This window comes from Solwaraspora sp. WMMA2101 (assembly GCF_049179175.1).
In the GTDB taxonomy this organism is placed as follows: domain Bacteria; phylum Actinomycetota; class Actinomycetes; order Mycobacteriales; family Micromonosporaceae; genus Micromonospora_E.
The window spans coordinates 6,260,206-6,273,994 of the sequence record NZ_JBMHMA010000006.1 but is presented as its reverse complement, the minus strand read 5'-3'; the positions used below and the strand labels follow the sequence as shown (position 1 = coordinate 6,273,994).

Genomic DNA, 13,789 nt, shown 5'->3' with positions numbered 1-13,789 from the left:
GAGGACGGTAGTACTGGAGCGCCGATAGGGCATTACTCGGCGGGCGTCACCTTATCGCCCGGTGGCGACATTCTTCGGTCGGGCGCGGGTGAGGACGTCCTCGGCGGTCAGCGGGCTGGCCGGGTGGTGGCTGAGGCAGAGCGGCGTACGGGTCTTGCGGAACGGCTGTCCTTCGACCGCGACGTAGAACTGTCCGCTGGTCAGCTGGGAGATGTCCGGCACGTCGCCGCCTTTGAAGCGGGCCATCTCACGCGCCGCTTCGATGTGCACCGGCGCGTTGAGCAGCCCGAAGAACTGCGTCGCCGCGTTGCCGGGGATCTGACTGTGCAGGCCCTTCGGCGCCTGGGTGGCGAATACCAGGCCGAGGCCGTACTTGCGGGCCTGGGAGGCGAGCATCAGCGTGCTGCGGGTGCAGGGCGTGATCGGCCCGGACGGCGCGAGGGTCTGCGCCTCGTCCATCACCAGCAGCCCACCCAGCGGCCGGTCACCGGCCGGATTCCGTTTGATCCAGGCGAAGAGGGCCAGCTGGAGCTGATTCACGAAGCCCTGCCGTTTCTCCTCCCCCGGCAGTCCGACGAAACTGATCACCGAGACGCGGGCACGTTTGCCCGCAGCGGGGGTCAGCAGCGTGCCCGGATCGGCCGACACGCCCGTACCGCCGAACATCGGGTCGTTGATCCGCGCCGCCTCCAGGTTTTCGGCGAGGTCGGCGGCGATCGCCGCCGCTGCGGTCAGCTCGCTCACCCCGTCCGGCAGATCGCGGAGCAGCGCGATCAACCCGGTGAGGGTCGACGTGGCACCGTGCCGGCCGTAGTGGCGCAGCACCTGCCGCAGTACGGCCTGCCCACGCATCGCCTTGGCGGTGTTGGCGGCCACCTTGGCGCGCGGGGCCAACGCGTCGACCGCGCTGTCCACCGCCTGGGTGAACTCGTCCGGATCGTCGCGGACACCGGAGAAGTCCGGCAGCGGCTGGAACGTCAACGGTCGGCCACCCTCGCGGCCCGGCGTCCACACCACGACGTCGGTTGCGTCAAGGTAGTCGGCGGCGGCCTGCGCGTCGCCGTCACCCCACGCCGCTGGCGGCTGCGGCCACGGGTCGCCGAGCCGGGCGAGGTCGTTGTTGGGGTCCAGGACGATCGCGGATACGCCGAGCAGTGCGCACTCTTCGACGAGTCGCCGGATCAGGACGGTCTTGCCGGATCCGGAGCCGGCGTAGACGGCGATGTGCTTGCGCAGCGCTGCCAGCTCCAGCCGTACCGGGTCGCCGTGGTCGAAGTCGACACCGACCCGCAGGTACGGACCGGGTCCGTCGACAGCGGCCGGTTCGCGGGCGGGTCCAGCGACGGTGGCGGCGGCCGGTTCGCGGGCGGCGTCGGCGAGCGCGGTCGACAACAACGCGGTACGCGAGGCGGGACGTCGGTCGGCCAGCCACGCCTGCAGTCCGTCCGGTTCCTCGGCGAGGAGTGTCCGCAACGCGACCAGGCTGCGCAGGTCGTCGTCGGTGACTGGCAGGGTCCGCCCACCGGCGGCGACGAAATCGTCCACCGCCTTGCGTACGCCTGGTGTTCGCGGCCACTCGTCGTTGCGCAGGATGAACAGTCGCCGGTTGGCCACCCCGTGCGCCAGGCCGGCGGCGACGCAGGCGTTGCGCAGCCGGGACAACTCGCCGTTGTAGTGCTGCGCGGCGATCGCACGAAACGCCCAGTGGACCTCGTCGCCGGTCGTGTCGTCGAGGGTGCGCCGCAGCCGGGCGTGCAGCACCGGCCGGCGGGCCGGGATGGTGTCCTGCTCGAAGTCGGTGTCCGCGCTTTCCCAGGTCCACGCGCGCAGGCCGGCGGCGAGCAGCTGCGGCACCTGGGTGTCCTCATTGGCCCGGTCGAGCACTCCGGCTACCTGCGCGTTCGCGCGCAGTTCGGCGTACCGCTGATCGAGCCTGCCCAGCGACGAGCCGTCACCGGCCGACGTCGCTGGCGTGGTCGGTGTCGTCGGCGTTCGTTTCGGTTTCGCGGTCGGCGGCACTGCGGTCGGCTGTTCGGCGGCGGCCGAGCTGGGGGTGGTGAGCGTGGTGAGCGTGGTCATCTCGGTGACCCGGCCGTCGCGGACGCACGCGCGAATGTGTTTCTCGACGTTGATGAGCAGTTGCCGTGGGGTGAAGTCCGGGGCGTCGGCGAACGCTTCGGGCCGCACCGGCCAGCTCGGGTACGGCGGCACGAACCCGACGTCGGCGTAGTGTGCCGCGAGCCGGCGTTCGACCAGGGTGCGGCCGACGTCGGCGTCCGGGATCGATTCGAGCGGGGCGGTTTCCCGGAACCGGTCCTGGGCGGTGTCGACCGCGTTGCTCTTGATCAACGCCCACGATACGGGCAGCAGCGACAGCACGGTCAGGGTCCGGCAGGTCAGCTCCCGCAGCTCCATCAGGCCGCTGGCGACCTGGTCGATCGAGACCGCCGCCCGCCAGCCGTCCTCCTCTGCCCCGGTGCCGGGCGACCCGGAGACGTGGCTGCGGTTGGCGACCTGCGCGATCAGGCCGTCGACCTGGTCGACGGCGATGACCGACGGCCCGGTCAGCGCCAGCAGCCGCGACACGTCGGAGACGATCTCCTGCGGCAGCCGCCGGGCCGGCCGGATGCCCCAGGCGAGGCGTTCACCGGGCTCCGCCTCCTCGCTGCCGAGCAGGTACGAGTTGGCGACGTCCTGGGCTCTCGGGTCGAGGCCGGCGAGCAGTGTCAACGCGCGGGCGGTGTCCCGGCAGCCGATCCCGATCCGGCGGTGCGACCAGGTCAGGGCGGCGACGAACTCGTTGAGCCGGTCCACGGTCATCGGGGCCCGACCGGTCACCGCCATCCGGGTCACCACGGACAGTTCGAGGCCGTCGGCGAGTCGGTGCAGGAACGCCTGCAGCTGGGTGGTGCCGTCGTCGTCCACCGGCTGGTGCAGGCCGTCGACCATCGACACGGCGGCGCTGCGCCAGAACGCGCTGGCGTCGAGCAGGTTGATCAGGAAGAAGTAGCCGCCGTCGAGCTGGGTCAGCTCACGCACCCGACTGAGCAGGTGGGTCTTGCCCGCGCCCCGTTGGCCCCGCACGGCGACGCCGATCGGGCTGGTGTCCGGGCTCTTCTTGGCCAGCGCCAGTCCGTCGAGGATGGTCCGGAGCACGTCCGTGTGCAACCCGTCGACGTGGGACGCCGCCGGCCGCCAGACGTCGCTCATCGCCGGCGTGTAGTTGAACTGCAGATGCGCGAGCGCTTTCAGCGCCGCCTCGGTCACGATGCCACCATGCTGATCATGTGCTTGGCCTGGTCGCCGATGACCACGGCGGCGGCCTTGATCCGTGGGTCGAGACTCTTCTGGTTGGCTTCCGGGACGAGCGTGACGCCGCGTTGGCGGTGCAGCCGGCGCAGCGCCGCGTCGACGTCGGCCCGGTCGAGGTCGTCGACCAGGTCGCGCAGGTCGGCAAGGTCGACCAGGTCGCCGGCCTGGGGCGCGACTTTCCAGTACGCCGCCCGCACGCGTTCCTCGACGGCCCGCTCGTCCAACGCAGGCTCGGCGCTTGTCGGCTCGGCAGCCGCCGGCGCGGCGGGCACGGCCGGCAGGTCGTCGGCGACCGGCGCGTTCGAGGCGGTCACGAAGTCACCGAGGCTGAGTCCCTGCGCGGTGAGGAAACGATCCCACCGCAGGAGTACGGCGTAGAGCGCGCCGCCGATGGCACCTGATCCGGGTGGCGGCGATCCGGCGGCAAGCTCGGTGCGGCAGCGCCGCCAGCCCGCTTCGCTCAACGTCAACACGAGTCGGCGGGGCGTACCGCCGACTTCGATCAGCTTCAACCGTGCCAGCTTTTCCCGGGAGGGCTTCTTCAGCTCACAGCGATGATCATTGGTGAGGCTGGCGTTGGGGACCGGGCCTGCCTCGGCCAGGAGGATCAGCAGCGCCGACGTCTCGACCATGGTCAACTTTTCGTCCGACATGTCATATGCCTTTTCTGGTACGGCGACGGGTGGCGAGGAACTGCTGCAGGAGCACGAGCACGTTGTCGATGTCGTCGAGCACCTGGGTGTTGGTGAAACGGAGGACGGCGTACCCGTTGAGCTGGAGCATCACGTCGCGGTGCCGGTCCTCGGTGAACTTCGCCGCCGTACGGTGGTCGTCTCCGTCGATCTCGACGACGCACCGTTCCCGTTTCCACAGCAGGTCGACCCGGACGGGGTTGACCAGCGGGCCGGGCCGGACGGTGTGGTTCCAGGCGCGGCCGGCGGCCCAGGGCCGGCGGGCCAGGGCGGCTTCGAGCACCACTTCGGCGCGGCTGCTCGGGTGCGGCTTGCCGATGACACTCGGCGTCGGTCGGGTGCTGCCGCGCGGCTCACGGCGCGGACGGGCCACCGGCGGAGGACCCGTCACTCGCGGCGGCTCCGTCACTCGCGGCGAGCCTTCGATGCCGTACGGCGAGTCGCTGTCGATCCACACGGTCAGCCGGCCATGGTCGACCAGCCACTGTGCCGCCTGGGCCAGCGCCAGCGTTGCCTCCTCGTCGAGGTGATTTGGTGGGCGCAGCACCAGTGCGCACGACGGGCGGCCGAAGCTGGCCGCGATGACCCGGGCCAGCCCACGCGCTCGGACTTCCGGCGGATGCCGCCGGGTGTGCGCGGTCAACCCGGTCAGGGCCGCGGCCGCCAGGTCGGCGAGGAACGGGCCGGACTGGGCGGTGGCTGCGGCGTGGGCGACAGCGAGCCGCCGTACGGCGACCGGCGCGGCACCGGCCGACGCCGTGATCCCTTCGGCCCCGGGCAGCCAGGCGGGGAACAGCTGGCCGGCGGTCGTCTCCAGCTCGTCGAGGACGGCGGCGACCGTCGCCTGCTGGCTCGGCGACCCGGCGGTACGCTGCACGACGACCGCCGGAGCATCCGCCGATGCCAATATTTGCTGTTCCCAGTCGCTCACGCTGAGATGCCTGATCCACACCACCTGACCAGTCGGCATCTGCGAGAGCGAATGGACCAACGACCCGCCTAACGTGAGAAGTCGGCACCCATCGTGGCGAAGCGGTGATCGCATCGGCAATCAGCCGAACGTCGGTGTATCGCCGCCACCCGGCACCAGCCTTCAGCTGATCAAGGGGCGTCACGTCAGCCCACCGGCAGGCTCGAATGAGCGGTGCGGATGAGCGGTCGGCTGGTGACCGCCGGACACCGTTGATCAACTTTGTCTGCGAAGCCGCGTCGAATTCACCACGGTGGCGGACCACATTTTCCGCCCACGTACGGCACACTCGATCGTGGACGCCGATCTGTCACGGCTCTGACGTGCGAATTCGGCGGCAAACCCGGCCCGGTGTTTCATTTTGAAACATCGGCATGGGTGGTGGGTGTGTCGGATGAGAGGAAGGTGAAGCGATGCCGGTCACCGGACCGACCGTGGTGCGCCGTCAACTGGGAGGCTTATTCAGCAGGGCCTCGATAGCCCACAGTGGACCCCCTGATAAATGAGACGGCCCGCCCTCCCATAGGATGGAGTTACCACACAACAACCAAAGAAAAGCGGACCGCCGAACATGTATCATACCACCGGCTTCACGACCGATCAGATCCGCGACCTCTGCGTGCTGGTCCGCGCCGAATGCCGGAACCTGGGCATGGAACCGTGGCCACCGATCCTCGGCCTCTACCGCGCCCTCGTGGTCACGTTGACCTACATGCGGCGCAACCGCGTCCAAGCGGAGATCGCCGAGGCGCACGGCGTCTCCCAGTCGACGATCTCACGGGCGGTCACCGCCATCACCCCGGTCCTCGACCGCGTGCTGGCGGGGTTCGTGCCGACCGCCGACGAGCTCGACCCGACCGTCCAGTACATCGTCGACGGCACCCTGTTCCCCTGCTGGTCATGGCGCACGGACCGCTGTCTGTACTCCGGCAAGCACAAGACCACGGGCATGAGCGTCCAGGTCGCCTGCACCCTCGACGGCGCGCTCGTCTGGGTCTCCGATCCCGTCACCGGCAACCACCACGACTCGTACGCGATCAACGACACCGGTGTTCTCGTCAGCCTGAATCCTGCAGGCTGGATCGGCGACAAGGGATACGTCGGCAACGGCATGATCACCCCGTACAAGAAGCCCAAGGGCGGCGAGCTCACAGAGTGGCAGAAGGAATACAACAGGCAGGTCAACAAGATCCGCTGGGTCGTCGAACAGGTCATCGCGAATCTGAAGACCTGGAGAATCCTGCACACCGACTACCGCAGACCGCTCGCGACCTTCACAGAAACGATCTCCTGTGCCATCGGGCTGCACTTCTACAGGATCGCCTGTGAATAGACCTCTGGGGCGACGACTGCGCCGACTGCGTGAGGAGGCGGCCCGCACCGAGCAGGAAGTGGAGCGGGCCAAGGTCTGTTCGCGTACGACGTTGTGGCGCATCGAGAACGGCAAGTTTCCAGTCAAGATGAACACCGTACGAGGTCTGTGCTGGTTCTACGGTGCAGACGCGGAGACGACGGACGCGCTGACCCGGCTCGCCGCCGCGTGTGACGAGCAGGGCTGGTGGGAGTCACACGGCGATGCCGTACCGGACTGGTTCCGCCTGTACCTCGGCCTCGAAGCCGCCGCCACCGAGATCCAGCTTTACGATGCGGAGCTGATCCACGGTCTACTCCAGACGCCGGACTACATGCGCGCGGTGTTCCGGGCCGCCGACCGGCAGGCGTCCGAGCGGCAGATCGAGCGCCTGGTGTCGCTGCGGCTGGACCGGCAGATTTCCTACTACGACCGGGCCGAGCCGGCCCGGATCGTCGCGGTCTTCGGAGCTGGCGCGTTGGCCCGCGAGGTCGGCGGCCCAGCGGTGATGGCCGAGCAACGCGCCCACCTGGCCAGCGTCGGTCGACGGGTACGGGTGGAGATCCGCGTCCTGCCGTGGTCCGCCGGTGCCCACGCCGCCATGGTCAGCCCGTTCACCTTGCTCGACTTCGCCGACCCCGACGACCCCGACATCGCTTACGTGGAAACCCATCTCGGCTCCCGCTATCTGGAGCGGCCGGAGGAGTTGGCCGAGTACCGTCGGATTTTCCGAGAGGTCCGCGAGCAGTCGATCCCGATCGAGGAGCACCTGGCATGAAGCCTGACACCCCCTGGTTCACCTCCAGCCGCAGCGGCGGCAACGGCGGTCAGTGCGTCGAGGCACGCCGGCACGCCGGCCGCGCCGAGGTACGCGACAGCAAGGACCGCACCGGCCCCACCCTGACGTTCAGCACCGCCCAGTGGGGCACCTTCACCACCGCCCTACAGACCGGCGCCCTCCCCCACTGACAGTCCAACCCACGACGCCCACGGCGGTGGGGGGCACCTCAGTACCCGAGGTGCCCGCCCCCACCTGTCTGCACTTCAACGAAGGGCAGCTCCCGTGTGAGCTGCGACCATACGCGATGAGAATCCGCGTCTCCTCATCGTCACCTCAATGAAGGGCAGCTCCCGAGGGAGCTGCGACGTGGAACGCACTGCAGGCCAACGATGGGTGGTCACGCCTCAATGAAGGGCAGCTCCCGAGGGAGCTGCGACTGGGTCGGAATTCTACCCCTTCTGACCTGCGGCGGAGCCACCGGTCCGCGAAGGGTCCGTCAACGGAGAGCTTCAGGATGCGCCCAGGGCCGCCTTCGTCCACTACAGAACAGGCGTCAAGCAGGGAAAACAGGTCCGCGAAGGGTCCGCACTCACGGCCGTCACGACGGAGCCTTCGCGGCTGGTCTACGGAATCGCCAGTCCGTGGTCAACGATCGGCAGCCGCCGCCGATCACATCGAGACCGGCTGGCGCTTCCACGGAGCGTACCGGGGTGGCCGGACCAGACGGATTCCGTACCCTGGTTGATCATGCTCGATCAGTGCGGCCAGCAGCCGCACGGTCGCCGCCAGGCAGGTCCCCGCGCGGCCCGACGTCACTACCGATCGACGCAGGGCCAGGACTACCCCTCGACCGCCGTCAGCTGGCTACGCAGTGGCTGGTCGTGCGCGTCAAGCAGCCCCGGACGGCATACCTTGCAGTCACGAGTTCGGAGGCTGTCGGCAGGCACATGCCCACCGTCGTGACGCTCGACGACCTCACCGCGATGATGGCTGCGGACGAATCTCATCGATATGAGATCAGCCCTGACGGAGCGCTCTCGATCTCGCCGCCGCCTCGGTACGCGCACGCGATCATCGCGACCCGGCTCACGGTGTGGCTCGCCACCGCCGGTGTCCCAGCGGAGCGGATCGCCCAGGCGGTTGGACTCCGCATCCCTGGTCGCGGCGGTGCGGTCGGTGGCCGGATCCCCGACCTGGTCGTGTGGAGCAAGCCGCAGTCCGACGCCGTCTGGCTGCCGGTAGCGGACGTACTGCTCGTCGTGGAGATCGTGTCGCCGGGTGCAGAAGGCACCGACCTGATCACCAAGCGCAAAGAGTACGCGGCTGCCGGCATCCCCCGATACTGGATCGTCGACCAAGATCCGGCCCAGACCGTCGAAATGCATCGCCTGACAGGCGATCACTTCACGGTGCACGCGACGATGCCCCTTGCCTGGGTGCTCAATACAAGCCCTAACGAGCACGACCTCGGCTGATCGTCGACGACCGAAGAATGCCGCCGTTGCCAGGCGGGCCCGGACCGGTCACATCTCGCCGAGATCGACCTCGATGGGAAAGGGCGCGGTCAGCTTTACGATGCCCGTGAAGATCCCGTCGTCGCGGTAGCGGCCCGTTGCCGGGTCGAGCACGTACGTGTAGACGATAGGAGCGCCAGTGACTGCCTGCTCTACACGCCAGTAGAACTGAATACCGGACCTCGCGTACTGGCTTGCCTTGACGATCCGATCGGTCGTCTCCGAACCAGGCGAGACCACCTCGACGACTAGAAGGACATGCTCTGGTCGGGTCGGCGTGACGTCGATGGTATCGGCCCGGTAGACCGTCACATCCGGACGACGGTTGTTCAGCGGTACGTCCTGAAGCCGGACGTCGAAATCGGTGTCAGCGTTCCAGTCCGGCCCCGCAGCAGCGTCCAAGGCGTTCGCCAGAATTCTGGCCAGGCGGTTGTGTCGCTTTGAGGCGCTCGGGCTCACAAGGACCATCCCGTCAACGATCTCAATGCCCGCGCACTGTTCTTCCGTCCACGTCGCGTACTGCTCGGCCGTAACCTGCTCATGCATCCAGGCCGGCGCGACCATCTCGGCAGTCATACCCACCTCCTAGTCGCGGCTGGCACCCCGAAGATACCGTAGCGACGCGGACAGTCCCCCACCCTATGCCTTTTGCCCCAATTAGGCCGATCAGCCGGCAGCGACCACCAAGCAGACCTCGCATCAGGGCGCATCGACTGTCACCAGTGGCAGCGCCTGCCATAACCGGCGTACGCTGTAGCGTCACAGCTCGGTTGGGTGTGCAGCGCCGGCCCGGCCTTGTGCACGACGTACTCGAGCGCGCCGTTCCAACCGGCCCGTCCGGTTCCGGTACGGCGCGCTCAGGTCGTGGACAGGGCGCGGCGGTGGAACACCGCCAGCGAGGCGCCGAGCAGCCCGACCGCCATGGCGAGCAGTACGGCGACCTCGGTCGTCACGTCGGCAAGGCCGCGACCGGGGATCGACACCGCCAGCAGGGCGTCCAACGCCCAGGCGTGCGGGGTGACGTAGCCGATCAGGTGGAGGGTCTCCCCCGCGACTTCCCGGGGCCAGAGGCAGCCGCCGAGCATGCCGAGGAAGATGCCGACCGGTGGGCCGATCGCCGGGGCCTGCGCGCCCGACCTGGCGAGGCTGCCGACCAGCATGGCGGCGCCGGTGGCGACCAGGGCGAACGCGCTCACGACGACGGCGACGGCCAGCGGGTCGCCCCAGGAGACGCCGAACATGAGCGCGCTCACGACGATGATCAGGATCGCCTGGGTGATCGCCACGATGAACCGGCTCAGTGCCTCGCCGAGCAGGATCGCCGAGCGGCGTACCGGTGCGCCGAGGCTGCGCCGGACCATGCCGAGTCGGCGGCTCTCCACCAGCGCGGCCGCGACCGCCATCGAGTTGACGAAGGTGAACAGCAGGACGTTGGCCGGCGCGGTGTAGGCGAAACCGCGCGGTGTGGCCTCGCCGTCGTCGGTGCTCCGTACGGCCACTGAGGCGGACTCCTCCTGCGCGGCCCGGACCAGCGCTTCGGCCTCCTGCGGGCTGGCGCCGGCGGCTTCGGCGGCGCGGACCGCTTCGCGGACCGCCGACACCTTGCCGACGGCGACGTCCAGCGCGCTGCGGGCGGCCATGCCGCTGCCGTTGGTCTGGGTGACCACCAGCTCCAGTTCGGACTCGCCGGGGGTGACGACCAGCCCGGCGGCGAGGGCACCTTCCCGTACGTCGGCGCGCACCTGGGCGGCGTCGGCGACCCGCCGTACCTCCAGATCGGGTCGGGCGGTGAGCTCGCGCAGCACGGCGGCGGCCACCGGGTCGGAGTCCTGGGCGACCACGCCGACGGGGAGTTTCTCCTGACCGGAGGCGCTGCCGCCGAGAGCCAGGCCGACGAAGGCGATCGTTACGAACGGCATGACGACCATGAAGAACAGACCGACGCGGTCCCGCGACTGGCGCAGCAGGTTGGCGACGACCAGTGCCCGGACCGCCCGTGGCCGCACCCTGACGGCTCCTGACCTCATCGGATGAGCCCTTTGCGGAAGCGGAGCACGGCCAGTGCCCCGGCGACGGACGCGATACCGGCCAGGACGGCGACCGGGGTCGCGACGGCGGTGACACCGTCGCTGGTGCCGGCCAGCCGGGCCAGCCCGGTGGAGGTCCAGCCGTTGGGGGTGATCATCGCCAGGCCCTGCAGCAGCTCCGGCAGGTCGTAGAGCGGCACGAGGCTGCCGCCGAGCAGCGCGAAGACGAACGCGATGCCGAGGACGAAGCCGTCGGCCTGCGAGTCGGTGCGGGCTCCGGCGGCGACCAGCATGACGATGGCGGTGGCGGCGAGCACGTGGGCGGTACCGACGGCCAGGACGCCGACCGGGTCGCCCCAGGTGGTGCCGAAGATCAGCACCGATGACAGCCAGGTGGCGCAGAAGCTGGCCAAAGCGAGCAGGAACCCGACCAGACCTTTGCCGACGACGATCGCCGACGCCGGGATCGGCGCGGCCTGCAGACGGCTGAGGGTGCCGAGTTGCCGGTCGGTGAGCAGACTGCGCGCGCAGGTGCCGACGACGAAGAAGACGAACAGCGCGGCCATGCCGGAGCCGTAGTAGACGCCGAGGTCGACGGTGCCGCCGGCGACCGGGTCGCCGGCGAGGCTCAACGCCGGGCCGTCGGCGCCGTTCTCCTCGACGAACAGCTGCACCTCGTCGGCGGGTACGCCGGCCGCCAGCGATGCCTTCACGGCCAGGGTGCGGGCGTCGACCAGGGCGGAGATGCGGTCGACCATGCTGCCCGCGACGACCCCGGCCAGTGGTGCCTCGGGCGAACGCAGCACCCGTACCTCGCCGCCGTCGCCGGCCCGGACGCTGTCGCTGAACCCGGCGGGGAAGACGATCGCCGCGCCGATCTCGCCGTCGTCGAGGTCGCGTCGGGCGTCGGCTTCCTCGGCGTACGACCGCAGGGTCAGCATGCCTTGCAGTTCCTCGGCCGCCAGGGCTTCGCGTCGTACGCTGGCGGGGAACTCGCCGCCGTCGAGGTCGACGATGCCGACGGTGGCCCGCAGCGGCGGGTCGTCGCCGCCGAGGGCGAGGCCGAACATCGAGGCGAGGGCGACCGGCGCGACGAAGGCGATCAGGATCGCGGTGCCGTCCCGCAGCCGGGTACGTAGTTCGTGGCCGGCGATCACCAGCAGGGCCCGGATCATCGTCAGTCCCGCAGTTTGTTACCGGTGAGGTGCAGGAACGCCGCTTCCAGGTCGGGTTCGGCCACCTCCACGCCGGTGACGGTGGCGGTGTCGCCGACAGCGGCGATGATCGCCGGCAGCAGGTGCCGGCCGCCGGTGGCGAGCAGCCGGACGGTGGTCGCGCCGGTGACCAGGGCGTCGGTCACCCCGTCGACGGTACGCAGCTTGTCGGCCGCGGCGTCGACGTCACCGTCGAGGACGAGTTCGATCCGGTCGGATTCGCCGACGCGGGAGACCAGTTCGCGGCGGGTCCCTTCGGCGACGACCCGGCCGTGGTCGATGATGCCGACCCGGCGGCACACCCGTTCCACCTCCTCCATGTAGTGCGAGGTGTAGAGCAGGCTCATACCGTCGGCGACGAGCCGCTCGACGCCGTCGAGGATGGCGATGCGGCTCTGCGGGTCGACGCCGACGGTCGGCTCGTCGAGGATCAGCACCTTCGGTTCGTGCAGCAGGGCGACGCCGATGTTGAGCCGGCGTTTCATGCCGCCGGAGTAGGTTTCGACCCGGTCGCCGGCGCGGTCGGCGAGGCCGACGAACTCCAGAACCTGGTCCATGCGCCGGTTCAGCGGGCGGCGGGGCAGGCCGTAGAGGCGGCCGAAGTAGCGCAGGTTCTCCCGTGCGGTCAGCTCCGGGTAGAGCGCGATCTCCTGCGGTACGTAGCCGACCAGCGACTTGGCGGCGATCGGATCGGCGGCCAGGTCGTGGTCACCGATGCGGACCGTGCCGGCGTCCATCTTCAGCAGGCCGACGAGCATCGAGATGGTGGTCGTCTTGCCGGCCCCGTTCGGGCCGAGCAGGCCGTACGCCTCGCCCGGCTCGATGAAGAAGCTGATGTCGTCGGCGGCGAGGTGCTCGCCGTACCGTTTGGTCAGCCCTTCGCAGACGATCGTGGCGGTCACGGGGCTTCCGGAGCGGTGCACCCGTCGATCTTCTCCGGTGCGGTCGACGCCGCCGTGTTGTTGGCCAGATGCTGGGACGGGATGCCGTCGGCGACGGCGATGTCCACCGGGGCGTTGTCCAGCACCTCGTTCCAGAGCAGGTAGTTGTCGAACGGGTCGGCGCCGCCCCACTCCTTCGACGATCCCACCACGACGGCGGCACCCATCACCGAGGGTCCGCCGGGGTGGTGGCCACGGATCCGGTTGCCGACGGCGGTGACCCGGGTGGTGCCGATCATCGACAGGCCGACGCCGGAGATCGGCGGGCCGGCCGCGCCGAGGCCCTCGGGGTTTCCGCCGCTGGCCAGGGTGTTGGCGTAGATGTCGTTGTCGGCGACGAGGCAGTCGCTGACGCCGCCGGGCAGTTCGCCGGCGTAGGTCTGGTTGAGCAGCAGGACGCCGGCGGCGTTGCCGTGGCTGGCGCTGCGCAGCACCTTGACGAAGGAGGAGTTGTCGACGAAGACGCCGAAGGCGTTGGCGTACGTCTCGCACTGGTCGATGTGGGCCTGGGCGGCCGGGCAGAAACTGATCCCGATGCCGGCGTACTGGCTGCCCGAGGCCTTGCAACGCAGCACCTGCAGCCCGCCGCTTTCCCTCAGGTAGATGCCCCAGACGGCGTTGCCCACGGCGTGGACGTCCTCGATGTGCACGTCGGACGCGGAGTGGACGTAGATTCCGGCACCGGTGAAGCCGCGGACGGTCAGTCCTTCGACGCGCACGTCCCGTACGCCGTCGCCGTGGATGCCGATGCCGCTGACCACGTTCGGCGGCGCGTCGTGCAGCGGCGGCAGCTGTACCGGCCGGGCCTCGCCGGGGGTGATGACGGTGGCGTCGGCGCCCGCGCCGAGCAGGGTGACGCCGCCGTGCCGGATCCACAGGTTGCCCGGGTAGTGGCCCTCGGCGAGCCGGATGGTCGCTCCCGGCCCGGCGGCGTCGAGCACCTGCTGCACCGATTCTCCCGCGGCGACGGTCACCTCGTCGGTCATG

Annotated in this window: 12 protein-coding genes; 4 read left to right on the top strand and 8 right to left on the bottom strand. The window is 69.7% G+C overall.

The window, feature by feature from the left end:
• Window positions 1-51: 51 nt before the first annotated feature.
• The 3 genes from ACN28F_RS29610 to ACN28F_RS29600 are packed head-to-tail and all read right to left on the bottom strand — an operon-like array spanning window position 52 to window position 4,935.
• Window positions 52-3,267, bottom strand: a complete 3,216-nt coding sequence (locus tag ACN28F_RS29610; protein ID WP_421360781.1) for an ATP-binding protein — start codon at window positions 3,265-3,267, stop codon at window positions 52-54.
• Window positions 3,264-3,965, bottom strand: a complete 702-nt coding sequence (locus ACN28F_RS29605; protein ID WP_421360779.1) for a hypothetical protein — start codon at window positions 3,963-3,965, stop codon at window positions 3,264-3,266. The genes ACN28F_RS29610 and ACN28F_RS29605 overlap by 4 nt, the downstream gene beginning before the upstream one ends.
• Before the next feature lies 1 nt (window position 3,966).
• Window positions 3,967-4,935, bottom strand: coding sequence for an endonuclease domain-containing protein (locus tag ACN28F_RS29600; RefSeq protein ID WP_421360777.1), 969 nt, complete (start codon window positions 4,933-4,935; stop codon window positions 3,967-3,969).
• A gap of 610 nt (window positions 4,936-5,545) precedes the next feature.
• Between ACN28F_RS29600 and ACN28F_RS29595 the strand changes: the two genes are divergently transcribed.
• From ACN28F_RS29595 to ACN28F_RS29580, 4 genes are all read left to right on the top strand, one after another.
• A complete protein-coding gene (locus ACN28F_RS29595) occupies window positions 5,546-6,307 on the top strand; it encodes a transposase family protein (protein WP_289205445.1) in 762 nt (253 codons plus the stop codon).
• Window positions 6,300-7,103, top strand: coding sequence for a DUF5753 domain-containing protein (locus tag ACN28F_RS29590; protein ID WP_421360775.1), 804 nt, complete (start codon window positions 6,300-6,302; stop codon window positions 7,101-7,103). The genes ACN28F_RS29595 and ACN28F_RS29590 overlap by 8 nt, the downstream gene beginning before the upstream one ends.
• Window positions 7,100-7,294, top strand: a complete 195-nt coding sequence (locus ACN28F_RS29585; RefSeq protein ID WP_289205724.1) for a DUF397 domain-containing protein — start codon at window positions 7,100-7,102, stop codon at window positions 7,292-7,294. The genes ACN28F_RS29590 and ACN28F_RS29585 overlap by 4 nt, the downstream gene beginning before the upstream one ends.
• A gap of 771 nt (window positions 7,295-8,065) precedes the next feature.
• Window positions 8,066-8,581, top strand: a complete 516-nt coding sequence (locus ACN28F_RS29580) for a Uma2 family endonuclease (RefSeq protein ID WP_289205723.1) — start codon at window positions 8,066-8,068, stop codon at window positions 8,579-8,581.
• A 48-nt stretch (window positions 8,582-8,629) separates the two neighbouring features.
• Here the strand turns inward: ACN28F_RS29580 and ACN28F_RS29575 are convergent, their stop codons facing one another.
• The 5 genes from ACN28F_RS29575 to ACN28F_RS29555 all read right to left on the bottom strand — a co-directional run bounded on the left by ACN28F_RS29575 (window position 8,630) and on the right by ACN28F_RS29555 (window position 13,788).
• Complete coding sequence (locus tag ACN28F_RS29575) at window positions 8,630-9,196, bottom strand: Uma2 family endonuclease (protein ID WP_289205722.1); 567 nt, start codon at window positions 9,194-9,196, stop codon at window positions 8,630-8,632.
• Window positions 9,197-9,477: 281 nt separating this feature from the next.
• Window positions 9,478-10,626 (bottom strand): ABC transporter permease, encoded by a 1,149-nt coding sequence (locus tag ACN28F_RS29570; RefSeq protein ID WP_289205721.1) that lies wholly within the window; start codon window positions 10,624-10,626, stop codon window positions 9,478-9,480.
• A 17-nt stretch (window positions 10,627-10,643) separates the two neighbouring features.
• A complete protein-coding gene (locus tag ACN28F_RS29565; protein ID WP_421360772.1) occupies window positions 10,644-11,822 on the bottom strand; it encodes an ABC transporter permease in 1,179 nt (392 codons plus the stop codon).
• Between the two features lie 2 nt (window positions 11,823-11,824).
• Complete coding sequence (locus ACN28F_RS29560) at window positions 11,825-12,763, bottom strand: ABC transporter ATP-binding protein (protein ID WP_421360770.1); 939 nt, start codon at window positions 12,761-12,763, stop codon at window positions 11,825-11,827.
• On the bottom strand, window positions 12,760-13,788 hold the full coding sequence (locus tag ACN28F_RS29555; protein WP_421360768.1) for a right-handed parallel beta-helix repeat-containing protein: 1,029 nt from the start codon (window positions 13,786-13,788) through the stop codon (window positions 12,760-12,762). The genes ACN28F_RS29560 and ACN28F_RS29555 overlap by 4 nt, the downstream gene beginning before the upstream one ends.
• Window position 13,789 lies beyond the last annotated feature (1 nt).

Excerpts from the sequence above, each read along its gene's own strand:
- ACN28F_RS29605 (WP_421360779.1), bottom strand. The coding sequence starts at position 3,965 with ATGTCGGACGAAAAGTTGACCATGGTCGAGACGTCGGCGCTGCTGATC.
- ACN28F_RS29595 (WP_289205445.1), top strand. The coding sequence starts at position 5,546 with ATGTATCATACCACCGGCTTCACGACCGATCAGATCCGCGACCTCTGC.
- ACN28F_RS29585 (WP_289205724.1), top strand. The coding sequence starts at position 7,100 with ATGAAGCCTGACACCCCCTGGTTCACCTCCAGCCGCAGCGGCGGCAAC.
- ACN28F_RS29575 (WP_289205722.1), bottom strand. The coding sequence starts at position 9,196 with ATGACTGCCGAGATGGTCGCGCCGGCCTGGATGCATGAGCAGGTTACG.
- ACN28F_RS29565 (WP_421360772.1), bottom strand. The coding sequence starts at position 11,822 with ATGATCCGGGCCCTGCTGGTGATCGCCGGCCACGAACTACGTACCCGG.
- ACN28F_RS29555 (WP_421360768.1), bottom strand. The coding sequence starts at position 13,788 with ATGACCGACGAGGTGACCGTCGCCGCGGGAGAATCGGTGCAGCAGGTG.